The sequence below is a fragment of the Pantoea sp. SGAir0418 genome (assembly GCF_043529865.1).
Window position 1 is genome coordinate 3,501,143 of the sequence record NZ_CP027911.1, and the last position, 24,389, is coordinate 3,525,531.

At 60.0% G+C, this 24,389-nt stretch carries 28 protein-coding genes; 13 read left to right on the forward strand and 15 right to left on the reverse strand.

Annotated features, from left to right (window positions below; translation table 11 throughout):
• Nucleotides 1-26: 26 nt before the first annotated feature.
• From C1N84_RS16390 to fepD, 4 genes are all read right to left on the reverse strand, one after another.
• Nucleotides 27-1,181 carry an IS481 family transposase gene (locus tag C1N84_RS16390; protein ID WP_211727363.1) on the reverse strand — a complete coding sequence of 385 codons (1,155 nt, stop codon included), beginning with the start codon at nt 1,179-1,181 and terminating at the stop codon, nt 27-29.
• A 138-nt stretch (nt 1,182-1,319) separates the two neighbouring features.
• On the reverse strand, nt 1,320-2,117 hold the full coding sequence (locus tag C1N84_RS16395; RefSeq protein ID WP_058780378.1) for an ATP-binding cassette domain-containing protein: 798 nt from the start codon (nt 2,115-2,117) through the stop codon (nt 1,320-1,322).
• Nucleotides 2,114-3,097 carry an iron-enterobactin ABC transporter permease gene (fepG, locus tag C1N84_RS16400; protein ID WP_264441688.1) on the reverse strand — a complete coding sequence of 328 codons (984 nt, stop codon included), beginning with the start codon at nt 3,095-3,097 and terminating at the stop codon, nt 2,114-2,116. Before fepG ends, C1N84_RS16395 begins: the two co-directional genes overlap by 4 nt.
• Nucleotides 3,094-4,083, reverse strand: coding sequence for a Fe(3+)-siderophore ABC transporter permease (fepD, locus tag C1N84_RS16405; RefSeq protein ID WP_264441689.1), 990 nt, complete (start codon nt 4,081-4,083; stop codon nt 3,094-3,096). The genes fepG and fepD overlap by 4 nt, the downstream gene beginning before the upstream one ends.
• 146 nt (nt 4,084-4,229) lie before the next feature.
• Between fepD and entS the strand changes: the two genes are divergently transcribed.
• Nucleotides 4,230-5,480 carry an enterobactin transporter EntS gene (gene entS / locus C1N84_RS16410; protein ID WP_125309464.1) on the forward strand — a complete coding sequence of 417 codons (1,251 nt, stop codon included), beginning with the start codon at nt 4,230-4,232 and terminating at the stop codon, nt 5,478-5,480.
• Here the strand turns inward: entS and fepB are convergent.
• Nucleotides 5,475-6,440: a Fe2+-enterobactin ABC transporter substrate-binding protein gene (fepB, locus tag C1N84_RS16415; RefSeq protein ID WP_125309466.1), complete on the reverse strand. Its 966-nt coding sequence runs from the start codon at nt 6,438-6,440 to the stop codon at nt 5,475-5,477. The two genes, entS and fepB, sit on opposite strands and share 6 nt — an antisense overlap.
• Nucleotides 6,441-6,616: 176 nt before the next feature.
• Between fepB and C1N84_RS16420 the strand changes: the two genes are divergently transcribed.
• Genes C1N84_RS16420 through C1N84_RS16440 form a run of 5 tightly spaced genes read left to right on the forward strand, consistent with a single transcriptional unit; the run spans nt 6,617 to nt 11,470 of the window.
• Nucleotides 6,617-7,798 (forward strand): isochorismate synthase, encoded by a 1,182-nt coding sequence (locus C1N84_RS16420; protein ID WP_211726559.1) that lies wholly within the window; start codon nt 6,617-6,619, stop codon nt 7,796-7,798.
• A 10-nt stretch (nt 7,799-7,808) separates the two neighbouring features.
• Nucleotides 7,809-9,410 (forward strand): (2,3-dihydroxybenzoyl)adenylate synthase, encoded by a 1,602-nt coding sequence (locus C1N84_RS16425; RefSeq protein WP_264441691.1) that lies wholly within the window; start codon nt 7,809-7,811, stop codon nt 9,408-9,410.
• Nucleotides 9,411-9,440: 30 nt separating this feature from the next.
• Complete coding sequence (locus tag C1N84_RS16430) at nt 9,441-10,292, forward strand: isochorismatase family protein (RefSeq protein WP_264441692.1); 852 nt, start codon at nt 9,441-9,443, stop codon at nt 10,290-10,292.
• Nucleotides 10,292-11,050, forward strand: coding sequence for a 2,3-dihydro-2,3-dihydroxybenzoate dehydrogenase (dhbA, locus tag C1N84_RS16435; protein WP_058759589.1), 759 nt, complete (start codon nt 10,292-10,294; stop codon nt 11,048-11,050). Before C1N84_RS16430 ends, dhbA begins: the two co-directional genes overlap by 1 nt.
• A 3-nt stretch (nt 11,051-11,053) precedes the next feature.
• Nucleotides 11,054-11,470: a hotdog fold thioesterase gene (locus C1N84_RS16440; RefSeq protein WP_021507726.1), complete on the forward strand. Its 417-nt coding sequence runs from the start codon at nt 11,054-11,056 to the stop codon at nt 11,468-11,470.
• 414 nt (nt 11,471-11,884) lie between these two features.
• Here the strand turns inward: C1N84_RS16440 and cgtA are convergent, their stop codons facing one another.
• The 3 genes from cgtA to rplU all read right to left on the reverse strand — a co-directional run bounded on the left by cgtA (nt 11,885) and on the right by rplU (nt 13,894).
• On the reverse strand, nt 11,885-13,060 hold the full coding sequence (cgtA, locus tag C1N84_RS16445; protein ID WP_264441693.1) for an Obg family GTPase CgtA: 1,176 nt from the start codon (nt 13,058-13,060) through the stop codon (nt 11,885-11,887).
• Between the two features lie 249 nt (nt 13,061-13,309).
• Entirely contained in the window at nt 13,310-13,567 is a 258-nt protein-coding gene (gene rpmA, locus C1N84_RS16450; RefSeq protein WP_006121751.1) for a 50S ribosomal protein L27, read from the reverse strand.
• Nucleotides 13,568-13,582: 15 nt separating this feature from the next.
• On the reverse strand, nt 13,583-13,894 hold the full coding sequence (gene rplU / locus C1N84_RS16455; protein ID WP_021507728.1) for a 50S ribosomal protein L21: 312 nt from the start codon (nt 13,892-13,894) through the stop codon (nt 13,583-13,585).
• Nucleotides 13,895-14,148: 254 nt separating this feature from the next.
• On the opposite strand from rplU, the gene ispB reads away from it, so the two are divergent.
• Both ispB and C1N84_RS16465 read left to right on the forward strand, forming a co-directional pair.
• A complete protein-coding gene (ispB, locus tag C1N84_RS16460) occupies nt 14,149-15,120 on the forward strand; it encodes an octaprenyl diphosphate synthase (protein ID WP_021507729.1) in 972 nt (323 codons plus the stop codon).
• Nucleotides 15,121-15,358: 238 nt separating this feature from the next.
• The gene (locus C1N84_RS16465; RefSeq protein ID WP_021507730.1) at nt 15,359-15,652 is read left to right on the forward strand and encodes a helix-turn-helix domain-containing protein; all 294 of its coding nucleotides are present in this window, start codon (nt 15,359-15,361) and stop codon (nt 15,650-15,652) included.
• Between the two features lie 63 nt (nt 15,653-15,715).
• Here the strand turns inward: C1N84_RS16465 and murA are convergent, their stop codons facing one another.
• The 7 genes from murA to mlaF all read right to left on the reverse strand — a co-directional run bounded on the left by murA (nt 15,716) and on the right by mlaF (nt 20,506).
• Nucleotides 15,716-16,975: a UDP-N-acetylglucosamine 1-carboxyvinyltransferase gene (gene murA, locus C1N84_RS16470; RefSeq protein ID WP_021507731.1), complete on the reverse strand. Its 1,260-nt coding sequence runs from the start codon at nt 16,973-16,975 to the stop codon at nt 15,716-15,718.
• A gap of 46 nt (nt 16,976-17,021) precedes the next feature.
• Nucleotides 17,022-17,279 (reverse strand): BolA family iron metabolism protein IbaG, encoded by a 258-nt coding sequence (gene ibaG, locus C1N84_RS16475; RefSeq protein WP_007886637.1) that lies wholly within the window; start codon nt 17,277-17,279, stop codon nt 17,022-17,024.
• A 114-nt stretch (nt 17,280-17,393) separates the two neighbouring features.
• Nucleotides 17,394-17,699 carry a lipid asymmetry maintenance protein MlaB gene (gene mlaB, locus C1N84_RS16480; protein ID WP_021507732.1) on the reverse strand — a complete coding sequence of 102 codons (306 nt, stop codon included), beginning with the start codon at nt 17,697-17,699 and terminating at the stop codon, nt 17,394-17,396.
• Nucleotides 17,699-18,337 (reverse strand): phospholipid-binding protein MlaC, encoded by a 639-nt coding sequence (mlaC, locus tag C1N84_RS16485; protein WP_021507733.1) that lies wholly within the window; start codon nt 18,335-18,337, stop codon nt 17,699-17,701. The genes mlaB and mlaC overlap by 1 nt, the downstream gene beginning before the upstream one ends.
• 19 nt (nt 18,338-18,356) lie before the next feature.
• Nucleotides 18,357-18,899, reverse strand: a complete 543-nt coding sequence (gene mlaD, locus C1N84_RS16490; RefSeq protein WP_021507734.1) for an outer membrane lipid asymmetry maintenance protein MlaD — start codon at nt 18,897-18,899, stop codon at nt 18,357-18,359.
• A gap of 4 nt (nt 18,900-18,903) precedes the next feature.
• Nucleotides 18,904-19,686: a lipid asymmetry maintenance ABC transporter permease subunit MlaE gene (mlaE, locus tag C1N84_RS16495; RefSeq protein WP_021507735.1), complete on the reverse strand. Its 783-nt coding sequence runs from the start codon at nt 19,684-19,686 to the stop codon at nt 18,904-18,906.
• A gap of 4 nt (nt 19,687-19,690) precedes the next feature.
• Nucleotides 19,691-20,506, reverse strand: coding sequence for a phospholipid ABC transporter ATP-binding protein MlaF (gene mlaF, locus C1N84_RS16500; RefSeq protein ID WP_021507736.1), 816 nt, complete (start codon nt 20,504-20,506; stop codon nt 19,691-19,693).
• 227 nt (nt 20,507-20,733) lie between these two features.
• On the opposite strand from mlaF, the gene C1N84_RS16505 reads away from it, so the two are divergent.
• From C1N84_RS16505 to lptA, 5 genes are read left to right on the forward strand one after another with little or no spacing between them, the layout of a single operon-like run.
• Nucleotides 20,734-21,717: a calcium/sodium antiporter gene (locus C1N84_RS16505; protein WP_264441695.1), complete on the forward strand. Its 984-nt coding sequence runs from the start codon at nt 20,734-20,736 to the stop codon at nt 21,715-21,717.
• Between the two features lie 12 nt (nt 21,718-21,729).
• Complete coding sequence (kdsD, locus tag C1N84_RS16510; protein WP_021507738.1) at nt 21,730-22,710, forward strand: arabinose-5-phosphate isomerase KdsD; 981 nt, start codon at nt 21,730-21,732, stop codon at nt 22,708-22,710.
• A gap of 13 nt (nt 22,711-22,723) precedes the next feature.
• On the forward strand, nt 22,724-23,290 hold the full coding sequence (kdsC, locus tag C1N84_RS16515) for a 3-deoxy-manno-octulosonate-8-phosphatase KdsC (RefSeq protein WP_021507739.1): 567 nt from the start codon (nt 22,724-22,726) through the stop codon (nt 23,288-23,290).
• Complete coding sequence (lptC, locus tag C1N84_RS16520) at nt 23,287-23,859, forward strand: LPS export ABC transporter periplasmic protein LptC (protein ID WP_021507740.1); 573 nt, start codon at nt 23,287-23,289, stop codon at nt 23,857-23,859. Before kdsC ends, lptC begins: the two co-directional genes overlap by 4 nt.
• Entirely contained in the window at nt 23,834-24,388 is a 555-nt protein-coding gene (gene lptA, locus C1N84_RS16525) for a lipopolysaccharide ABC transporter substrate-binding protein LptA (protein WP_031279739.1), read from the forward strand. The genes lptC and lptA overlap by 26 nt, the downstream gene beginning before the upstream one ends.
• Nucleotide 24,389 lies beyond the last annotated feature (1 nt).

Here is a 24,389-nt window from a genome sequence, read left to right on the forward strand (position 1 = left end):
GTGTTCGGGGACATAGTGAACACTTTTTAACATCCTTTACCCATGGTGATCGACTTTTTCTTCAGGTCGATCACCCCCACTTTTGTGCTGTACCACCACACCTCGTAATAACCGTCTTCCCCCGTCTCCTTCAGCCCGACACGCTCTCCCCTGAACGCCTTGCCCGCCTTCAGGCTGAGTCCTTTTACGCTCAGCTTCCCGCTGATATCCACCTTCCTGACCATCACGCCCTCGTCGTATTCCGGTGGCGCTACGCGCCCGCTGTACTGCCGCGATGAGGGCTGATAGCGCGACGCCGGCACCGCCATCTCCAGCGCCTCATGCGGGCGCTCGAGGTTGTAGACCGTCCGCCAGTGGTCGAAGGCGCGCTGCAGCTCACCGCTGTCCGCGAACCACTTCCCCTGCAGCACTTCCGCCTTCAGGCTGCGGTGAAAGCGCTCCAGCTTGCCCTGCGTCTGCGGATGATACGGCCGCGAGTGCCCCACCCGGATGCCGTGGCGCATCAGCCACAGCTCCACTGCCGTCCAGGTGCCGGTGGTGTCGCCCCACGGCGAGCCGTTGTCCATCGTCATCCGGTCCGGCAGGCCGTAGCGCTCAAAGACGCTGACCAGCTGCTCCTGTACCGTCTCACGCCGTTCGTCGGCGCAGTGTACCAGGCACAGCGAGAACCGGGAGTGGTCGTCCAGCAGGGTAAGCGGGTGGCAGCGGCCGCCGCCAAAGGGAAAGTGGCCCTTAAAATCCATCTGCCAGAGCCGGTTCGGGGCCGTATGCTCAAACCGGCCGGTGGCCGGGACGCCCGGCGCTGCGCCCGGCAGCAGGCCGTGGCGGGCCATCAGGTTGTGGACGGTGCTGAAGGCCGGCATGCGGTGCCCGCGGTCTTCGAGCCAGCGCTTAATCTTGCGGGCCCCCCAGTGCTGATGAAGTTCATGCGCCATACGCAGCAGCTCAGTGATATCGTCAGATGAGCGGTTGGGTGAGTGACGGGGCGCGCGGGAGCGGTCCTGAAGGCCGGACGGTCCTTCCTCATCCCAGCGGCGAAGCCACTTGTAGCCGGTGGCGGGAGATATGCCGTAGCGGCGGCACAGCTCGCGGATGTTCGCCCCGTCTTGCGAGGCGAACAGAACAAACTCAGTACGTAATGACATGGTATCTCTCGCATCCCAGGGCATAAGCGACTCCATAAACGGGTTCTTATGCCTTAGTTGTAAGTGTCTACCATGTCCCCGAACAAGTGTTCACGATGTCCCCGGACTGTACATCCCGGCGGGAGAGGGAACCGCATGGCAGAAAACGTTTAAACAACAGCCCTTTCTTCCGCCTTAGCGCCCGCGCCCCAGCGGCACAATCATTGGCGTATGCGCCACCGGATCCTCAACAATCACACAGCGTAACCCGTATACCTGCTCAATCAGCGCCGGCGTCACAATCTCGCCAGGCTTGCCCTCGGCAATGATCTTCCCGTGACGCATGGCGATCAGATGGGTGGCGTAGCGGCAGGCGTGATTAAGGTCGTGCAGCACCACCACCAGCGTACGGCCATGCTGCTGATTGAGCGTCTGCATCAGCTCAAGCAACTCAATCTGGTGGGTTATATCCAGCCAGGTGGTGGGCTCATCCAGCAGCAGCAGCGGCGTCTGCTGCGCCAGTACCATGGCAATCCATACGCGCTGACGCTGCCCGCCGGACAGGGTATCGACCGCCTGTTGCGCCAGATCCGCCACGCCGGTGGCCAGCATCGCCTGCTGCACCGCCGCTTCATCCTCTGCGCGCCAGCGGCCAAACAGCGACTGATGCGGATAACGCCCGCGTGCCACCAGTTCGCTCACGCTGATGCCCGCCGGTGCGTTCGAACTCTGCGGCAGCAGGCCAAGACGGCGCGCCACCTCTTTGGTGGGATAACGTGCAATCGCCTCGCCGTCCAGCAGTACGTCACCTTTCAGCGGTGCCTGCAGGCGGCTGAGAGTACGCAGCAGAGTGGATTTACCGCAGGCGTTAGGGCCGATAATCACGGTCAGCTCCCCTTGCGGAATCGCCACCGAGAGATTTTCCGCCACCACTTTTTTGTCATAACCCAGCGTCAGGCCTTCGCCATACAGCCGTGAAGGAATATCGATCATTGGCGTCGCGCCTCCCGCACCAGTAACGCAATCAGATAGAGTCCGCCCAGGCTGACGGTAATCACGCCAACCGGCAGTTGATAAGGCAGGAACAGATGCTGCGCGGCATAATCGGCGGCGCACAACAGCAGCGCGCCGCACAGCGCCGCCAGCCATAATGCGCCTTTTTCCCCGCCGCTCAGCCGGCGCGCAATCTGCGGGGCCAGCAGCGCCACGAACGAGATCGGCCCCGCCAGCGCGGTGGAGGCCGCGGTCAGCAGCACGCCCAGCAGCATCAGCCACAGGCGGCTGCGCTCCACCGGCACGCCGAGCGCGCAGGCGGTGTCGTCGCCCATCTCCAGCAGACGCATGCGGCGCGTTAACAGCGCCACCAGCAGCAGCGACAGCAGCAGCACCGTCACCACCGGCGGCGTTTTCGCCCAGGTGATGCCGTTAAGCGAGCCGGCGCTCCACAGCCCGGCGCTGAGCGCCGACTCCAGCGAAGCGCTGATAATCAGCCAGGCATTGAGCGCCATCAGCAGCGCGCGCACGCTAATGCCCACGATGATTAACCGAAACGTTTCCACCCCGTTGCGCCAGGCAAACAGATACACCAGCGCAGCCGTCGCGATACCGCCGATCAGCGCGGCCCCGGTCATCGCGGTGATGCTCTGATTAAACAGCACCAGCGCCACCAGCACGCCGCTGTAAGCGCCGGTATTGAAGCCGAGGATATCCGGGCTGCCGAGCGGGTTACGCAGCAGCGACTGAAAAATCGCCCCGCTGACACCCAGCGCCGCACCGATCAGCAGCGCCATCAGCACGCGCGGCAGCCGCCACTCCACCACAATCAGCTGCACATTAGCCGCTCCCTGCCCGCGCAGCGCCTGCCACACCTGCTCCGCCGTAATCGGCAGCGCACCGCGCGTCAGCGCCAGCCACGTCAGCAGCGCACACGCTACTAGCAGCCAGCCGCCATGCAACCAGGCACGCCGCGTCATAATCCACCTCGCCCGCGCTGGCGCCGCACCAGCAAAATCAGCATCGGCGCGCCAAGGATGGCGGTCACAATTGAGACGCGCAGTTCGCCCGCCACCATTATCCGCCCCAGAATATCCGCCGCCAGCAGCAGCGCCGGGGTGATCAGCGCCGTCGCTGGCAGCAGCCAGCGGTGATCGTTGCCCACCAGCCAGCGGGCAAAATGCGGCGTCATCAGGCCGATAAAAGCGATCGGCCCGACGGCGGCGGTCGCCGCGCCGCTCAGTAAGGCAATCGCCAGCAGGCCCAGCAGTTGGGTGCGCACCACGCGCGTGCCCAGCGCCGCCGCCATATCACCGCCCATGCTCAGGCTGTTCAGCGACTGCGCCAGCCCCAGCGCCAGCGCCGCACCGGCCAGCACCGCCGGGCTCAGGGTGCGCAACACGCTGAAATCGCGGATATCCAGCGAGCCGCTCTGCCAGAAGCGCAGGTGATCGTAAATGTCCGGATTGAGCAGCGACAGGCCGGAGGTTAAGCCCTCCAGCACCGCCGCCAGCGCCACGCCTGCCAGCGTCAGACGCACCGGATTGACGCGCCCGCCGCCCATCGCGCCAATCACCGTCATCAGCAGCGCCGCCAGCAGTGCACCGCTGAAGGCCAGCGTCAGCCACTGCAGCGGGGAGTCCGCCCCCAGCAGCGCGATGCCGAGCACGATGGCAAAACCGGCACCGGCGTTCACGCCCAGAATGCCCGGCTCGGCCAGCGGATTACGCGTCAGGCTCTGCATCAGCGCGCCAGCCAGCCCCAGCGCCACACCCGCCAGCAGACCGGCCAGCGTGCGCGGCAGGCGCGCATCGCGCACGATGATGCACTCCGCGCTGGAGCAGGAAGCGGTGAGAGCGTGATACACATCGGAAAGCGGTATTGATTTGGCACCCAGCATCAGACTGAGCGCCATGAGGAGCAAAAGCAGAATCCCTGAGCCTGCTAATGCACGGATCTGGCGCATAGCGTTCTAAACCTTCACTGTTCGACGTCGTTGCGGTGCAACGTAATGTGATAATGATATTTGTTATCGTTATTACTCGCGTTTGCCTATGTTACCATGAGTCGCCTCGCGGATGATGAGGAAAATTGGTGCAAAAAGGCGAAACAATGAACAAACCCTCTCACTTTATCGATCTCTCATTGCTGAAAACCCACGCGGCGTTTCGCGCGGTGTTTATTGCGCGTTTTATCTCGATTGTGGCGCTCGGTATGCTGGCCGTTGCCGTGCCGGTGCAGATTCAGCAGATGACCCATTCCCCGCTGCTGGTGGGCCTCGCCGTCACACTGTCCGCTGCCGGCATGTTTACTGGCCTGCTGACCGGCGGCGTGCTGGCCGATCGCTATGAGCGTAAGACGTTGATCCTGCTTGCCCGCACCACCTGCGGGCTGGGCTTTGTCGCGCTGGCGATAAATGCCGCGCTGCCCGCGCCTTCGCTGCTGGCGGTCTATCTGCTGGGCTTGTGGGACGGCTTTTTTGGTGCGATTGGCGTCACGGCGCTGCTGGCCGCTACGCCAGCGCTGGTGGGGCGCGAAAACATCATGCAGGCCGGTGCCATTACCATGCTGACGGTGCGCTTCGGCTCGATTTTATCGCCGGCAATTGCTGGTGTGGTGATCGCGCACGGCGGCGTGCTGTGGAATTACGGACTGACCGCCTTCGGCACGCTGCTGACGGTACTGACGCTGCTAAAGCTGCCTGCGCTGCCCCCGCCTCCGCAGCCGCGCGAGCATCCGTTGCGGGCGCTGGCAACCGGCGTGCAATTCCTGTTCGCCAGCCCGCTGGTCGGCATGGTGGCGCTGACCGGTGCGCTGGTAACGCTGGCCAGCGCCATCCGCGTGCTGTACCCGGCGCTGGCACCGCACTGGTCAGTCAGCGCCGACCAGCTCGGTATGCTGTACGCCGCCGTGCCGCTCGGTGCCGCCGTGGGTGCATTTACCAGCGGCAGGCTGAAACAGGCGGCGCGCCCTGGGCGGCTGGTGCTGGGCAGTGCCGTGGCCGGTTTCGTCGCCCTGGGCCTGTTCAGCCTGATGCCGACGCTGTGGCTGGCGCTGCTGTGTCTGGCGGGCTTCGGCTATTTCAGTGCCATCAACAGCCTGGTGCAATACGCGATGATTCAGCTGCTGACGCCGGATCATCTGCTGGGCCGCATCAACAGCCTGTGGACGGCGCAGAACGTGTGCGGCGATGCCCTCGGCGCCGCGCTGATTGGTGCCCTCGGTTCGTGGCTGTTACCGGCGCAGGCTGCCGCGGCGTTTGGCTGTGCCGCGACACTGCTTGGCGTCATGATGTGGCTGGTGATGAAAGGATTGCGGCGCTATCAGGCGCCCGCGCCCGTGCTGGCGCAGCAAACATCATGATTTGACGAACAGCTGATGCAGACGCGTCAGCAGATTGCTGGCGCTGTAGTAATCCAGGCGGAAGGTGTCGATGCCCAGCGCATAGACCTGCTTATCGCGCACCGCCGCGTTTTGTGCCAGGAACGGGTTGCTCAGCACTGACTGCGCGGTTTTGTCATCGCCGGCAAACAGCAGGAAGCTGTGACCGGTCAGGCTGGCGGCGAGATTCTCGCCCGAGAGCTGAATAATGTCTTTGCGCTGGCCCATGCTGTGCCCCTGTTGCGTGCCGGCCGGCGGCTGCGCCAGGGTAAAACCGAGCTGCTGCAGCAGTTTGCCCTGCGCCGATGCGGCGGTCCACAGATTCACTGCCCGGCCATCACCGTTCCATACCATCGCGGAGACCGGCTGCGGCGGCAGCGTAATGGCCTGCTTCAGCGCCGCTTCGCGATCGTCGAACTCTTTTACGCGCTGCGCCGCCTGTGCTTCATGGCCGGTGGCCTGCCCCAGCAGCGTAACCACATCCTGCCAGCTCTTATCGTCGTAGTTGACCACCAGCGTGGGGGCAATGGCGGACAGCTGACTGACCAGCTTCAGGGCGGAGTCATTACCGGTGGCGCTGACGATGATCAGATCCGGGGCTTGCGCCGCAATCGCCTCGGCGCTCGGCTCACCAATGTACAGCCGCTTAACGTGGCGCTGTTTTGCCACCTCGCCCCACTGACGGAAGAAGCCCTGATCGTCGGCCAGGCGGCTTTTCGGTGCGGTCGCGCCTGAGGCGATGACCGGCGCGTCAATCGCCAGCAGCGAGCCGGTCAGCGTGACGCTGGTGGAGACAATGCGCTGCGGTGCCTGGTTAAGCGTTACCGTTCTGGTCGCGCCCTGTACGCTGCGCGGCCATCCCTGGTCGGCCCGCGCTGTCCATGACAGTGACTGGAAAATGAACAACAGGACAGCCATGCCCCATAAACCGCATTTATTCATAAGTTTTGATCCACCTTTTAGCTTAATGCCTGGCCCGGCGTCAGCCGCCGCTTACGTCTGACAGCACGGTAAATCCCGCGAATGGATTGACTCTTTGCCCCTTTCGACGTAGGTTACAGAGCCATAATAAAAATGATAATCATTCTTAATAATCTTATCATTTATAGGTGAAAATTATGGTGGAAAGCTCCACGTTTGAAAATGCCTGGCTGAAGGATTTTTCCGCGCTGTGCCGCGGTTTCCTTTTCACCTCGCCATGGCGCAGCCTGGCCACCCAGGGCTGCTATACCACGATCAACACGCCGGTGGGCGATGCCGCGCTGCTGCAGGGCGACTTTCAACAGCAGCTGCGCCAGCACTTTGCCGCGGCGAAAAAGCAGGGGATTGCCAATCCGCTGCTGGTGGGCGCGATTCCGTTTGACGTCAGCCAGCCAGCGTCGCTGTTCATACCCGAATCCTGGCAGAGCTTTAATCGCGCCGACCTGCAACAGGCGCTGCCGGTGCAGCAGAGCGATCTGCCGGCAGTGCGGCGGCGGACGGCAGTGCCGGATCACGCGGTATTTACCCGCATGGTGGCCGACGCCGTTGCCACCATCCAGCGCGGCGATCCGGACAAAGTGGTGCTGTCGCGCCTGATGGATATCGTCACGGAGCAGCCGGTGGATACCGCCGCGCTGATGCAGCGCGTGATCGCGCAAAATCCCAATAGCTACCATTTCCATCTGCCGCTGGCGGAAGGCGGTGCGCTGGTGGGCGCCAGCCCGGAACTGATGCTGCGTAAACAGGGGCGCGATTTCTCCTCCTGCCCGCTGGCCGGCTCGGCACGCCGCCATCATGACGACGTCAGCGCCGATCGCGCGGCAGGTAACACCCTGATGGCGTCAGCCAAAGATCGCCACGAACATCAGCTGGTGACCGACGCGATGCGCAGCACGCTGCAGCCGCGTAGCCGCCTGCTGTCAGTGCCTACCGTGCCGTCGCTGATCACCACCGCCACGCTGTGGCATCTGGCGACGCAAATCGATGGCGAAGTGCAGGATGAGCGCGAAAACGCGCTGTCGCTGGCTGCGCTGCTGCACCCAACCCCTGCCCTGAGCGGCTTCCCGCACGCCCGCGCGCAGCAGCTGATTCAGCAGCTCGAACCCTTTGATCGCCAGCTGTTTGGCGGCATCGTCGGCTGGTGCGACAGCGAAGGCAACGGCGAATGGGTGGTGACCATTCGCTGCGGAACGGTAAACGGCACGCGCGTGCGGCTGTTTGCCGGCGCTGGCATCGTCGCCGACTCGCAACCGGAATCAGAATGGCGTGAAACGGGTGTGAAGCTGGACACCATGTTGCGCGCTTTTGGACTGCAATAAAGGAACAAGCATGAGCATTCCCTTCAGCCGCTGGCCGGCACATCTGGCCGCGCGCTACCGCGAAAAAGGCTACTGGATCGACGTGCCGCTGACCGACATCATCGACCGCCATCGCGAAAACGACGCTATCGCCGTGATCGATGGCCCTTTACAGCTCAGCTACCGCCAGCTGGCGCAGCGCAGTGATAATCTGGCGGCGGCGCTGCAGCGGCGCGGTTTACAGCGCGGTGACACGGCGCTGGTGCAGCTCGGCAACGTGGCCGATTTTTACGTTACGCTGTTTGCCCTGTTTAAGCTGGGCGTGGTCCCGGTGTACGCGCTGTTCAGCCATCAGCGCACTGAACTGCTGGCCTATGCGCAGCAGATTGCACCGAAACTGCTGATCGCCGATCGCCAGCACGCGCTGTTTGCCAGCGACGACTTCATCGCCACGCTGTGCGAGGCGCAGCCCACGCTGCAGCAGGTGATCCTGCGTAACGACGCGCAGGCGGAAAATACGCTGGCGTCGCTGCAGGATGAAGCGGCTGGCGATTTTATCGCGACACCGACGGCCGCCGATGAAGTGGCGTTTTTCCAGCTCTCCGGCGGCAGCACCGGCACGCCGAAGCTGATTCCGCGCACCCACAACGACTACTACTACAGCATCCGCGCCAGCGACGAGATTTGTCACATCAACGCCGACACGCGCTATCTGATCGCCCTGCCCGCGCCGCATAACTTCGCCATGAGTTCCCCCGGTTCGCTCGGGGTGTTCTATGCCGGTGGCCAGGTGATTCTCGCCGCGGATCCCAGCGCCACGCTCTGTTTCCCGCTGATTGAGCAGCACCAGGTGACCGATACCGGACTGGTGCCGCCGGCGGTCAGCCTGTGGTTGCAGGCAATTCAGGAGTGGGGCAGCAACACAGCGCTGGCCTCGCTGCAGCGCATTCAGGTGGGCGGAGCCAAACTGGGAGAAACGCTGGCCGCACGCATTCAGCGTGAAATCGGCTGCCAGCTGCAGCAGGTGTTTGGCATGGCGGAAGGGCTGGTTAACTACACGCGCTTCGGCGATGACGAGCAAACCATTCTGACTACCCAGGGGCGTCCGATTTCGGAAGATGACGAAGTGTGGGTGGCCGACGAGAACGGCAATCCGCTGCCGCCAGGCCAGGTGGGTCGCCTGATGACGCGCGGCCCTTACACCTTCCGGGGCTACTACAACAGCCCGGAGCACAATGCCGCCAGCTTCGACGCCAACGGTTTTTACTGCTCAGGCGATCTGATTGAGATCAACGCTCAGGGTTACATCACCGTACAGGGACGCGAAAAGGATCAGATCAACCGCGGTGGCGAGAAGATCGCCGCAGAAGAGATCGAAAACCTGCTGCTGCGCCATCCGGATGTGATCCACGCCGCGCTGGTGTCCATGCATGACGAGCTGATGGGTGAAAAGAGCTGTGCCTTCATTGTGGCGCGCCAGCCGGTGAAACCGGTCGCGCTGCGCCGCCATCTGCGCGAGCTGGGCATTGCCGAATTCAAACTTCCCGACCGCATTACCTGCGTCGACGCCCTGCCGCTGACCCCGGTAGGCAAAGTGGATAAAAAACGTTTACGCCAACAGCTTGCTGAGTAGACGCAAGCCTGATTTTTTCCGGAGATTGTAATGGCTATTCCAAAACTGACGTCTTATGCGCTGCCCGCCGCCACTGAGCTGCCGGCTAACAAAGTACAATGGGCGCTGGAGCCGCAGCGCGCGGCGCTGCTGATTCACGATATGCAGGCCTATTTCCTCAACTTCTGGGGCGAAGACAGCCCGCTGGTGAATCAGGTGGTGGAGAACATTTCCCGCCTGCGCGCTTACTGTAAAGCGCAGGGCATTCCGGTGTTCTATACCGCCCAGCCCAACCAGCAAAGCGATGAGGATCGCGCGCTGCTGAATGATATGTGGGGACCGGGGCTGAACAAACATCCGGATCAGCAGAAGATCGTCGACGCGCTGGCACCGGATCAGGACGATCAGGTGCTGACTAAATGGCGTTACAGCGCGTTCGTGCGCTCGCCGCTGGAGTCTATCCTGCAGGAAATGGGCCGCGATCAGCTGATCATTACTGGCGTGTATGCCCACATCGGCTGCCTGACCACCGCCACCGACGCCTTCATGCGTAACATCCAGCCGTTCATGGTGGCCGATGCGCTGGCCGACTTCTCGCGCGACGAGCATATGATGGCGCTGACCTACACCGCAGGCCGCAGTGGCAAGGTGGTGATGACCGCCGACCTGATGCCGCTGCCACAGAGCAAGGACGCGCTACGCGCGCTGATTCTGCCGCTGCTGGAAGATGATGACGTGCCGGAAGATGATGAAAACCTGATCGATTATGGGCTGGATTCGGTGCGCGTGATGGCGCTGGCGGCGCGCTGGCGTCAGGTGCACAGCGATATCGACTTCATCAGCCTGGCGAAAAACCCCAGCATTGATGGCTGGTGGGCGCTGCTGTCACGGGTGCCAGCATAATGAGTGCCTGTTTTGATTTCAGCGGAAAAATTGTCTGGGTGACCGGTGCCGGTAAAGGCATCGGCTACCACACCGCGCTGGCGTTCCATCAGGCCGGTGCGCAGGTGACCGGTTTTGATTTGCACTTTGGCCAGGATGACTATCCGTTTGCCACCTGCCAGCTGGACGTCGCCGACAGTGCTGCGGTGCGCGATTGCTGTCAGTCACTGCTGGCCAGCCAGCCGCGGCTGGATATCCTGGTGAACGGCGCAGGCATTCTGCGCATCGGCAGCACCGATGCGCTGTCTTTCGCCGACTGGCAGGCGTGCCTCGCCGTGAACGCCGGCGGCGCGTTTAACCTGTTCCAGCAGACGCTGCCGGTCTTCCGCCAGCAGCGCGCTGGCGCGATTGTCACCATCGCCTCTAACGCCGCGCACGCCCCGCGCCTTGGCATGTCAGCCTATGGCGCGTCCAAAGCAGCACTGCGCAGCCTGTGCCAGACGGTTGGCCTTGAGATGGCACCGTATGGCGTGCGCTGCAATATTGTCTCACCGGGATCAACCGATACCGATATGCAGCGCAGCCTGTGGCATACGCCGGAAGCCGAGCAGGAGATGATCAACGGTTTCCCGGATCAGTACAAACTGGGGATCCCGCTGCGTAAGATCGCCCAGCCGCAGGAGATCGTGAACAACATCCTGTTTTTGGCCTCGGATCTTGCCAGCCACGTGGTGCTGCAGGATATTGTCGTGGACGGTGGCGCAACGCTGGGAGCCTGAGGCATGGCAATCTGGAAACGTACGGTGGATCTCGCCACGCTGAATCAGCTGGGCGATAACTCGCTGGTGGCGCATCTGGGCATCGTGTTTACCGCGATCGGTGACGATTATCTGGAGGCCACCATGCCGGTAGACAGCCGCACGCAGCAGCCGTTTGGTCTGCTGCACGGCGGCGCGTCGGTGGTGCTGGCGGAGTCGATGGGCTCCATTGCCGGTTACCTGAGCGTGGAAGAAGGTAAAAGCGTGGTGGGCATTGAGGTGAGCGCCAGCCATCATCGGGCGGTGAGCAGCGGCGAGGTGCGCGGTGTTTGTCGTCCGCTGCATCTTGGCGCGCGCAATCAGAGCTGGCAGATTGAGATACGCAATGGTCGCGATCAGCTGTGTTGCAGTTCGCGGCTGACGGTGGCGGTGCTGGGGTAGGTTTGGCTCCTCTGCGGCCTGATGCCCTCACCCTGCCCTCTCCCACGGGGAGAGGGAATGATGGTGCGGCCTGGTGCTTTCTCCTGCGGGGAGAGGGAATGTTTGTGCGGGCTGGTGCTTTCTCCTGCGGGGAGAGGGAATGTTTGTGCGGGCTGGTGCTCTCTCCCACAGGGAGAGGGATGATGGTGCGGGCTGGTGCTCTCTCCCACGGGGAGAGGGAATGTTTGTGCGGGCTGGTGCTCTCTCCCACAGGGAGAGGGATGATGGTGCGGGCTGGTGCTCTCTCCCACGGGGAGAGGGAATGATGGTGCGGGCTGGTGCTCTCCTGCGGGGAGAGGGATGATGGTGCGGGCTGGTGCTCGGCGCTAAACAGCAATAAAAAAAGCGGCCATCTGGCCGCTTTTTTCGCTGACATCAACGCTGATAAATGATCTCGACGCCTTCGTCGTCGTCTTCATCCCAGTCGTCATCCCAGTCTTCGTCTTCTTCCACTTCCTGAGCATTTTCCAGCGCTTCACGGTGGTAATCATCCCACATGAAGGCCACTTTCTCTGGCTGCTTCGCTTCTTCTTCCGCTTCTTTTGGATTCGCGATGATAAAGCTCATCACATCCCAGCACAGCTCATTGACACCATCACGGCTGGCAGCGGAGATCAGATAGTATTTCTCATCCCAGCCCAGCGCTTCGGCAATCGCTTTAGCGCGGCTTTCCGCCTCTTCACGGCTCAGCAGGTCGGTTTTATTGAATACCAGCCAGCGCGGTTTCTGGTACAGATTGTCGCTGTATTTCTCCAGCTCGCCGAGAATGATGCGGGCGTTCTCTACCGGATCGGATTCGTCGATTGGCGCGATGTCGATGAGGTGCAGCAGCACACGGCAGCGCTCCAGATGCTTGAGGAAGCGAATTCCGAGACCCGCGCCTTCCGCTGCGCCTTCAATCAGGCCGGGAATGTCGGCGACCACGAAGCTCTTTTCGCTGTCCATACGTACCACGCCGAGGCTTGGCACTAAGGTAGTGAACGGATAATCCGCCACTTTTGGCTTCGCCGCTGATACCGCGCGGATAAAGGTCGATTTACCAGCGTTAGGCAGACCCAGCATCCCCACGTCTGCCAGCAGCATCAGTTCCAGCTGCAGGTCGCGCTTCTCACCTGGCGTGCCCATGGTTTTCTGACGCGGCGTACGGTTCACGGACGATTTGAAGCGGGTGTTGCCCAGACCGTGCCAGCCACCCTTCGCCACCATCAGCTTCTGCTCATGGCGCGTCATGTCGCCCAGCGTTTCGCCCGTGCCCTGATCGATCACGCGCGTACCGACCGGCACTTTAACAATGATGTCTTTACCGCGTTTACCGGTACAGTCACGGCTCTGGCCATTCTGGCCGCGTTCGGCGCGGAAAGATTTTTCGAAACGATAATCGATCAGGGTGTTGAGGTTTTCATCCGCCAGCAGGTAAACATCACCGCCGTCACCGCCGTCACCGCCGTCCGGTCCCCCTTTGGGAATGTACTTCTCGCGGCGGAAGCTGACGCAACCGTTGCCACCATCACCCGCGACCACCAGGATCGTCGCTTCATCAACAAACTTCATTTTTTATCTCCGTCACACTGTCGTTTGCGCCACGCTGCGGGCGACAAACGGGTCCGCCAGGGTCTTCTGCGCTGACCGGCGGCGGATAATACAGGATTGGCAAAGCCATGTGTACATAAAGTGTACAGCAAACTGAGGCGCAAGGTCAGCGTGATTGCCGTAACCTGCGGCAGAATGTAAAAAGCCCCGCAAAGCTGCGGGGCCTTCCATTCGTGTGTTCAGACGTTAATCGTCTGCGGCACAACAACCTTACTCAGCAACGATGCTGATGTATTTACGGTTGTTAGGACCTTTAACTTCGAATTTAACTTTGCCGTCTGCGGTAGCAAACAGAGTGTGGTCACGACCACAACCTACGTTGTTACCGGCGTGGAATTTGGTACCACGCTGACGAACGATGATGCTACCTGCCAGAACAGATTCACCACCGAAACGCTTAACACCCAGACGTTTTGCATTGGAGTCGCGACCGTTACGAGTCGAGCCACCAGCCTTTTTATGTGCCATTTGTCAGATCTCCTCTTACGCGCTGATCACAGTGATTTTCACATCAGTGAACCACTGACGGTGACCAGCTTGCTTACGGTAGTGTTTACGACGACGAAACTTAACGATTTTAATTTTCTCGCCACGACCGTGAGCAACAACTTCTGCCTTGATCACACCGCCTGAAACCAGTGGCGCGCCGATTTTCACGTCTTCGCCATTTGCAATCATCAGAACCTGGTCGAACTCGATGGTTTCACCGGTTGCGATGTCCAGCTTTTCCAGGCGAACGGTCTGACCTTCGCTTACTCGGTGTTGTTTACCACCACTTTGGAAAACCGCGTACATATAAAACTCCGCTTCTGCGCATGCCTTTCTGTTCATCAGGCGGCGCGATAAATATTCACAATAGGGCGCGAATTCTACGCAAAACTCCAGCAGAAGACAAGTGCACTTTGCACTCTCTTGCAGAAAAAAAGCGCAGGACGAATGCAAACGTTTCTCAACCCGATTTTTCAAGTACAATCAGTAACAGATTACCTGAACTCACGCTGGGTAAAAGCGCTTACCATGCAGAAAACGAGTCAAAGCTGAACAGACGAATGAACTTAGAACAGATTAACGAATTAACCGCGCAGGACATGGCGGCCGTCAACCAGACCATCCTCGACCAGCTGAATTCAGATGTCTCACTGATTAACCAGTTGGGCTATTACATCATCAGCGGGGGAGGCAAACGCATCCGTCCGATGATCGCGGTGCTGTCAGCACGCGCGCTGAATTATCAGGGATCGCTGCATGTGACCAATGCGGCGCTGATCGAATTTATCCACACGGCGACGCTGCTGCACGATGATGTGGTGGATGAATCCGATATGCGCCGTGGCAAAGCCACCGCTAACGCCGCGTTCGGCAATGCGGCGAGCGTGCTGGTCGGGGATTTTATCTATACCCGCGCCTTTCAGATGATGACCAGCATGGGATCGCTGAAGATCCTCGCACTGATGTCCGAAGCGGTGAACGTGATCGCCGAAGGGGAAGTGCTGCAGCTGATGAACTGCAACGATCCGGATATCACCGAAGAGAGCTACATGCGGGTGATCTACAGCAAAACCGCCCGCCTGTTTGAAGCCGCTTCGCAGGCTTCGGCGATCCTCGCGGAGGCCACGCCAGCGCAGGAGAAAGCGCTGCAGGATTATGGCCGCTATCTCGGTACGGCGTTTCAGCTGATCGACGATCTGCTGGATTACAGCGCCGACGGCGAGACGCTGGGCAAAAATACCGGTGACGATCTGAGCGAAGGTAAGCCGACGCTGCCGCTGCTGCACGCCATGCACAACGGCACGCCCGAGCAGGCGCAGATGATCCGCAAGGCGATCGAAGAGGGTAATGGCCGTCATCTGCTGGAGCCGGTGCTGGCGGCAATGCAGCAAACCGGTTCGCTGGAATGGACGCGCAAACGCGCCGAAGAAGAGGCGGATAAAGCCATCGCCGCGCTACAGGCACTGCCAGAAACGCCGTGGCGCAGCGCGCTGGAAGCGCTGGCACACATGTCGGTGCAGCGCGATTTCTGACCTGCTACGGGGCCGTCCGGCCCCGTTTTTATTTCTCCCCCCTGCTCTGCCGGTCTGATTACATTCCCTTGCAGCATTTTTGCGAAAAACTGCGCAGTTTCGTGCACAGGCAAAACAATTACTGGAAACATATGGAAATTATTTGCTATAAAAATCCGGATTTTTCCAGTTATCTCTGCGCAGGAGAGCCACAGCGCTGCAGAGATGGAGCACTAACACGGACACGGAGAAGAGAGTTATGCATGCAAGGAGAGAAGACTGGCATCCAGCAGATATCATTGCGGCCCTGCGCAAGCGCGGTACGTCACTGGCCGCCCTGTCACGTCAATCTGGCCTCAGTTCATCGACGCTGGCCAACGCGCTGTCACGCCCCTGGCCTAAAGGTGAATGGCTGATCGCCACGGCGCTAAAGGTCCATCCTTCCGAGATCTGGCCCAGCCGCTATTTTGATCCGGTCACACAGCGTCTGCTGGATCGTAAAAAGCGCATTCGATCGCCCCAGGATCTGAAAAAGATCGTCTCACGCGGGTAAAGCAAAAAAAAACCAGCCACGCTGTCGTGACTGGTTTTCATGCCTGGCAATCAGGACAAAGGATTACTCGCCGCTGACGCGCTCGATGTTGGCGCCTAACGCTTTCAGCTTGTCTTCAATGTGCTCGTAGCCACGATCGATGTGGTAGATACGATCCACCAGCGTCGCACCTTCTGCAATGCAGCCTGCCAGTACCAGACTGGCTGACGCACGCAGATCGGTCGCCATCACCTGCGCGCCGGACAAGGTTTCAACACCGTGACAGATAGCGGTGTTGCTTTCGATTTCGGCGTGCGCACCCATACGAATCAGCTCCGGGATGTGCATGAAGCGGTTTTCGAAGATGGTCTCGGTAATGACGCCGGTGCCTTCAGCCACCAGGTTGAGCAACGTAAACTGCGCCTGCATGTCGGTCGGGAAACCCGGGTGCGGTGCGGTACGGATGTTAACCGCTTTCGGACGCTTGCCGTGCATATCCAGGCTCACCCAGTCTTCGCCGACTTCAATCTCCGCACCCGCGTCACGCAGTTTCGCCAGCACGGCGTCCAGCGTGTCTGGCTGCGCATTGCGGCACACCACTTTGCCGCGCGAGATAGCGCCGGCCACGAGAAAGGTGCCGGTTTCGATACGGTCCGGCAGCACACGATAGACACCGCCGCCGAGGCGCTCAACGCCCTCAATGGTGATCTTGTCGGTGCCGGCGCCGCTGATTTTCGCGCCCAGCGTGTTAAGGAAGTTTGCCGTGTCGACAATCTCCGGCTCACGCGCCGCGTTTTCAATGATGGTGGTGCCCGTCGCCAGCGTTGCGGCGCTCATGATGGTCACGGTCGCGCCCACGCTGACCTTATCCATCACAATGTGCGCGCCCTTCAGGCGGCCATCCACAGAGGCTTTAACATAGCCCTCTTCCAGTTTGATCTCGGCACCCAGCTGCTCCAGGCCGGTAATGTGCAGATCGACCGGACGCGCACCAATCGCACAGCCGCCCGGCAGAGAAACCTGGCCCTGGCCAAAACGCGCCACCAGCGGCCCCAGCGCCCAGATGGAGGCGCGCATGGTTTTCACCAGATCGTACGGCGCACTGAAGACATTAACTTCGCGCGCATCAACGTGGACCGAACCATTGCGTTCCACGCGCGCACCGAGCAGGCTCAGCAGCTTCATGGTGGTATCGATGTCACGCAGCTTCGGCACGTTCTGAATCTCTACCGGCTCTTCAGCCAGCAGCGCAGCAAACAGAATCGGCAGCGCAGCATTCTTCGCCCCGGAAATGGTCACTTCACCGCTTAAACGGGTGGGGCCTTGCACACGAAATTTGTCCATTAACACGGCTCTCAATTATCTATCAACAAAACAGCCAGAGTGGCGCTTAGAAACCGTTGAGTTTACGGTCGCGCGCCCACTCGGCTGGGGTATAAGTCTTGATGGACACCGCATGAATACGGTTATCCGCAATGTATTCCATCAGCGGCGCGTACACAGCCTGCTGTTTCTTTACGCGGCTCAGCTCGCCAAACATTTCGCCCACGGCAATGACCTGGAAATGGCTGCCATCGTTGCTGAGAACATGTACTTCTTCTAACGGCAGCGCCTGCATTAGCACGGCCTGAACTTCACTATTTTCCATCGCTCATTGCTTCACTTGATAATAATAAGGCGGATATCTTAGAGGAAAGCGCCTGACTCTTAAATACGCAAAAGCCCCTGAAAAAATCAGGGGCTTTGTCAGCAGCGCCGTTAATCAGGCGATTTGTTCCGCAGAAACAATAATCTGCTGCAGGTTGTACAGCTTGATTAACGAGTCGAGCTTATCGGTGATACCACTGAAAAGCGGCGTTGTGCCCTGCGCCCGCGCGATTTCGCGCAGATGCACCAGCAGCGCCAGCCCGGCAGAATCAACCCGATCGAGCGCCGCCACGTCAATCGTGGTGATACCGGCCATGGCGCTGTCACGCGCCTGCCACAGCGCCAGCAGCGTATCGCGGTCCAGTTTGCCGCTCAGGGCCAGCGTGCTGGCAGTGCGCTGCCAGCGTAACGGTTCGCTCATTATTGCTGCTTGTCCAGGGTGATAGGCTGCGCGGCATAGGTTTTCAGCTGCGCAGTCAGGCCGTCGATGCCTTTGGTGCGCAGCAGATCGCTCCACTCATTCTGTTTGGTGGTGATCATGCTGATGCCTTCGGCAATCATGTCATAAGCCTGCCAGTTGCCGGTCTGGCTGTTCTTGCGCCACTGGAAATCAAGGCGCACCGGCGGACGACCGTTGGGATCGATGATGGTGACGCGAATCGCCACGATATTGGCATCGCCAATCGGCTGCTCAGGCTGAATCTGGTAAGTCTGGCCGTGGTACAACGCCAGCGCCTGACCATAAGCCTGCGCCAGGTAATCCCCGAACGCGGCAAAGTAGGCGTCGCGCTGCGCCGGTGTGGCTTCGCGGTAGTAACGGCCCAGTACCAGCGCCCCCGCGTATTTAATCTGCACGTACGGCAGCAGCTCCTGGCGCACGATTTCGCGCAGGTAATTCGGATCCTGCTTAATCTTCGGCTGTTCGTTCTTCAGGCGGGTAAAGGTCTTCTCCGCCGCTTCGTTCATCATTTTGTACGGATTGCTCTGGTTGGCATCCGCTGCGTTTGCCGCCAGCGGCGCGATGGCCAGCAGGGCCACCATCAGGAAACGTTTTAACATCGTGTTGTACCTCTCTGGGTTATTCCGTTGTAGCAGGTGCTGCCGGGGCACTCGCGCTGGCGGCGCCCGACGATTTCTCATTGTCCTTGTTGTCGCCGCTCTTGTAGAGGAACTGGCCGATCAGGTCTTCCAGCACCAGCGCCGATTTGGTATCCCGCAGCGTGCCGCCATCTTTCAGCATCGCCGAGCCAAGCTCCGGATCGTCAAAACCTAAGTTGAGCGCGAGGAATTGCTCACCCAGCAGACCCTGGGTGCGAATCGCCAGCGAGCTGGTGTCAGGAATTTTATTGGCATACTGTTCGCTGATGTCCATGGTGACGCGCGGCGACAGCGTTTTGTCATCCAGTGAAATGTCGGTGACGCGGCCAATCACCACGCCGCCAATTTTCACCGGCGAGCTGACTTTCAGGCCGCCGATATTATCGAAGGTGGCGTATAGCTTCCACGTTGGCTCGGTGCCCAGCGATTTAAGATCGGCGACGCGCAGGCTGAGGAACAGTAGCGCCAGCAGCGCAGCCAGCATAAACACGCCAACCCAGATTTCGTTTTTTTTGCTTTGCATTGCATTAATTCCCAAACATCAGTGCCGTCAGCACAAAATCCAGTCCAAGCACCGCTAGCGAAGCATGGACTACGGTACGCGTCGTCGCGCGACTGATCCCTTCCGAAGTCGGGATGGCGTCATACCCATTGAACAGCGCGATCCAGGTCACCGTGATGGCAAACACCGCGCTCTTGATCAGGCAGTTGATCACATCGGTACGAAAATCCACCGCGTTCTGCATCGCCGACCAGAAAAAGCCCGGGTCGATGCCTTTCCAGGCCACCCCGACCAGCGCGCCACCGGCAATGCCCACCGCGGTAAAGATCAGCGCCAGCAGCGGCATACTGATAAAGCCGGCCCAGAAGCGCGGCGAGACCACGCGGCGCAGCGGATCAACCGCCATCATCTCCATGCTGGAGAGCTGCTCAGTGGCTTTCATCAGGCCAATTTCCGCAGTGAGCGCCGAACCGGCGCGCCCGGCAAACAGCAGCGCGGTGACTACCGGCCCCAGTTCGCGCAGCAGCGACAGCGCCACCAGCATGCCCAGGCTGGTTTCCGCGCTGTAAGTGGTGAGTACCAGATAGCCCTGCAGCCCCAGCACCATGCCAATGAACAGGCCGGAGACCACAATGATCAGCAATGACAGCACGCCCACGCTGTACAGCTGCTTCACCAGCAGCGGCGCATGCTTACGAAACGCCGGTTTACCCACCAGCGCATGGAAGAGCATTAAGCCCGCCCGGCCAAAGGCCGCACAGGTGTTAATTCCCTGACGCCCAAATGACGCCAGTGCCTGTAGCCACATCAGTTTAGCTTCTCCCTGTGCGGGTCAGATCGCTGAGGTAATCCCCGGCAGCGAAGCGGAACGGCACCGGACCATCCGCATGACCCTCAATAAACTGGCGCACGCGCGGATCGGGATTCTCCCTCAGCTGCGGCGCACTACCCTGAGCAATAATCTTTTGCCCGGCAACAATATAGGCATGGTCGGCAATGCTCAAGACCTCCGGCACATCGTGTGAAACCACAATGCAGGTGACGCCCAGCGAATGGTTAAGCTCATCAATCAGCTTGACCAGCACGCCCATGGTAATGGGATCCTGGCCGACAAAGGGTTCGTCGAACATGATCAGCTCCGGCTCCAGCGCAATTGCACGCGCCAGCGCCGCCCGGCGCGCCATGCCGCCGGAGAGTTCGGCTGGCATCAGCTGCGCTGCACCGCGCAGTCCGACGGCTTCCAGCTTCATCATTACCGTGCTGTGCAGCAATTCCGCTGGCAGCCGGGTGTGTTCGCGCAGCGGCCAGGCAACGTTTTCATAGACGTTAAGGTCGGTGAACAGCGCACCGGACTGGAACAGCATGCTCATTTTTTTACGCACGTCATACAGCTTACGGCGCGACAGCGTCGGAATGTTCTGGTCACGAAACCAGATCTCACCTTTGTCCGGCTGCAGCTGCCCGCCAATCAGGCGCAGCAGGGTGGTTTTACCGATGCCGGAAGGGCCCATAATCGCCGTGACTTTGCCCGCCGGAACGGTCAGCGAAATGTCGTCGAAGATGGTGCGATTGCCGCGCGTAAAACTGACGCCACGAACCTCAACCAGATTCGTTTGCTGCTGGATCATCATTACCTCTTTAAACGGATCGGGCGTAATTAACGTGGTGGATGGTAGCCTGGTAAACCACAATGCACGATAGTTTTACAGAAACTTACCCGTCCGGTGTGGCGAAAACGGCCTTAAAATTTACTTTTGCCTCTCAGACAGTCAAAATCAGCGCCTGATTCCGCACGCGCACTGCTTTTACCTGTCGGACAAGGTTTGCCGGCACCGTTATCCATCAAGGATTTTTCATGTTCGTAGCCACTGCCCTGCTGTTTATCGGATTGATTTTACTGGCTTACGGAGCTGACCGCCTGGTGTTCAGCGCCGCGATCCTGTGTCGATCCCTTGGCATTCCCCCGTTGATCATTGGCATGACGGTGGTGAGCATTGGCACTTCACTGCCGGAACTGATCGTCTCGTTCTCTGCCGCACAGCATGGTCAGATGGATTTAGCCGTGGGTACCGCGCTGGGCTCGAACATCACCAATATTCTGCTGATTCTGGGTGGCGCTGCGCTGCTGCACCCTTTAACCGTACACTCCAATCTGATTCGCCGCGAACTCCCTCTGCTGCTGCTGGTCTCACTGCTCAGCGGCATCATGCTGTTTGATAACCAGCTCAGCCGGCTGGATGGCGTGGCACTGCTGCTGCTGGCGCTGGGTTATCTGCTGGTGGCGATCCGCATCGCCCGGCGGGCCGAGCGCGATAATAATGACACCCTGACGCGTGAACAACTGGCGGAGCTGCCGCGCGACGAAAGCGGCAACACGGTGGCGTTTCTCTGGCTGGCGGTGGCGCTGATTATTCTGCCGATGTCGACGCGCATGGTGATCGACAACGCCACGGTGTTTGCGGATTACTTCGGCGTTAGCGAACTGGTGATGGGACTGACGCTGATTGCTGTCGGTACCAGCCTGCCGGAACTGGCCACGGTGCTGGCCGGCGCGCTGAAAGGCGAAGACGATATCGCCATCGGCAACCTGATTGGCGCCAATATCTTCAATCTGGCGATTGTGCTGGGCCTGCCGGCGCTGGTGCATCCCGGCGCGATCGATACGCACGCCTTTGCGCGGGATTACTGGATTATGCTGGGCGTCAGCGTGCTGTTCGCCCTGCTGTGCCTGCTGCGCAAGCGCCGCATCGGCCGCATAGCGGGCACGCTGCTGTTAGGTGGATTTATCGTGTGGGTGCTGTGGCTGTGGCTCAGCCCCACGCTTATCGCAAGCTATTAAGGATGACTGACCATGTCACATCAGCAACCGGATTTCGACTTCCAGCAGGCAGGTAAAGCGGTACTGCGCATTGAACGCGAAGGGCTGGAACAGCTCGATCAGTATATTAACGCCGACTTCAGCCGCGCCTGCGAAATGATCTTTGCCTGCCGTGGCAAAGTGGTGGTGATGGGCATGGGCAAATCCGGCCATATCGGCAAGAAGATGGCCGCCACCTTCGCCAGCACCGGCACGCCGGCGTTCTTCGTCCACCCGGGTGAAGCCAGCCACGGCGATCTCGGCATGGTCAGCACCAACGATGTGGTGATCGCCATCTCGAACAGCGGCGAGTCAGGCGAAATCCTCGCGCTGATCCCGGTGCTCAAACGGCAGAAAGTGCAGCTGATTTGCCTGACCAGCCGTCCGGAGAGCGCCATGGGCCGGGCTGCCGATGTGCATTTATGCGTGAAAGTACCGCAGGAAGCCTGTCCGCTCGGGCTGGCACCGACCTCCAGCACCACCGCCACGCTGGTGATGGGCGATGCGCTGGCGGTGGCGCTGCTGGAAGCGCGCGGCTTCACGCAGGAAGATTTCGCGCTGTCGCACCCGGGCGGCGCGCTGGGGCGCAAACTGCTGCTGCACGTCAGCGACATTATGCACAGCGGCGATGAAATTCCCCACGTCACCCGTGACGCCTCACTGCGCGACGCGCTGCTGGAAATCACGCGCAAAAACCTCGGCCTGACGGTGATTGTCGACGACCTGATGAAAATCGAAGGGATTTTCACGGACGGTGACCTGCGCCGCATCTTCGATATGGGCATCGATTTCCAGTCGGCCCGCATCCAGGATGTGATGACGCGCGGCGGGATTCGCGTGCGCCCTAACCTGCTGGCGGTGGACGCGCTTAATCTGATGCAAAACAAAAACATCACTGCGCTGCTGGTGGCCGATGACGATCGCCTGCTCGGTGTGGTACATATGCATGACATGCTGCGCGCTGGCGTGGTCTGAACGGGAAACAACAATGAGTGCTGAAACCACGATGGTCGACACCTGCTACGGCCCGGTGAGCGCCGACGTGATGGCGCGGGCGGCCAACATCCGCCTGCTGATTTGCGATGTCGACGGCGTGATGTCCGACGGCCTGATTTACATGGGCAACAGCGGTGAAGAGCTAAAGGCCTTTAACGTGCGCGACGGTTACGGCGTGCGCTGCCTGCTGACCTCGGACATCGAAGTGGCTATTATTACCGGCCGTCGCGCTAAACTGCTGGAAGATCGCTGTAAAACGCTCGGCATTACGCATCTTTACCAGGGACAGTCGGATAAGCTTTTGGCCTGGCGCGAACTCCTGGATAAACTGTCACTATCGGCAGACCAGGTCGCGTATATTGGTGACGACCTGATCGACTGGCCGGTAATGGCACAGGCGGGTCTGAGCGTGGCCGTCGCCGATGCGCATCCGGTGTTACTGCCGCGCGCGCATTACGTGACGCGCATTGCTGGCGGTCGCGGTGCAGTACGTGAGCTATGCGACCTGATTTTGCTGGCGCAGAACAAATTTGAGGATGCCAAAGGGCAATCAGTATGAGTAAAAGCAGGCGTTGGATAACGCTGATTCTGGCGCTGATCGCCCTGGTGCTGATCGGCTGGAATCTTACCAACCAGGACGACAGCGCCACGCCGGTGGCGACCAACGATCAGGCGCCGACCTACACCAGCGCCAACTCCAGCACCGTGGTGTATAACCCGACGGGTGCGCTGGCCTATAAGCTGGTCTCGGATAAAGTGACCTACTTTTCGGCCGAAGAAGTGAGCTGGTTCGATAATCCGGTGATGACCACTTACGACGAAAACAAAGTGCCCACGTGGTCGGTTCGTGCTGACAAGGCAAAGCTGACGAAAGATCGTATGCTGTATCTTTATGGCCACGTTGAAGTACACACATTGACGCAGGATTCCCAGCTTGAGCGCATCATCACGGATAATGCTCAGGTTAATCTGGTCAGCCAGGATGTGACGTCTGACGATCAGGTCACCCTATTTGGCCGCAGTTTTAACTCCACTGGCATGAAGATGCGCGGCAACCTACGGACAAAGAATGCCGAGCTGCTTGAAAAGGTCAAAACCTCCTATGAAATTCAAAATGAACAAAAATAGCCTTAAGTTGCTGCTGGTGAGTGCGCTGCTGGCAACCAGCCTGCCGGCGCTGGCGTTAACGGGCGATTCGGACAAGCCGGTTAACATCGACTCGGTGAACCAGGCGCTCGATTTGCAGGGTAACGTCGCCACCTTTACCGGCAACGTGATCGTGACCCAGGGCACCATCAAAATTACCGCCGATAAAGTGGTGGTAACGCGTCCGGGCGGCGACAGCAACAAAACCATCGTTGATGCCTACGGCAATCCGGCTACCTTTTATCAGATGCAGGACAACGGCAAACCGGTGCAGGGTCACGCCGCCAAACTGCACTATGAGCTGGCCAATGATTTCGTCGAGCTGACCGGCAACGCCTTTATCGAGCAGCAGGACAGCAACATCAAAGGCGATCGCATCACCTATCTGGTGAAAGAGCAGAAAATGCAGGCCTACAGTCAGGGCCAGAGCAAGCGCGTCACCACCGTGCTGGTGCCGTCGCAGCTGCAGGATAAAAACGGTTCGTCTGCGAGCCCCAAAAAGAGTAACTGAT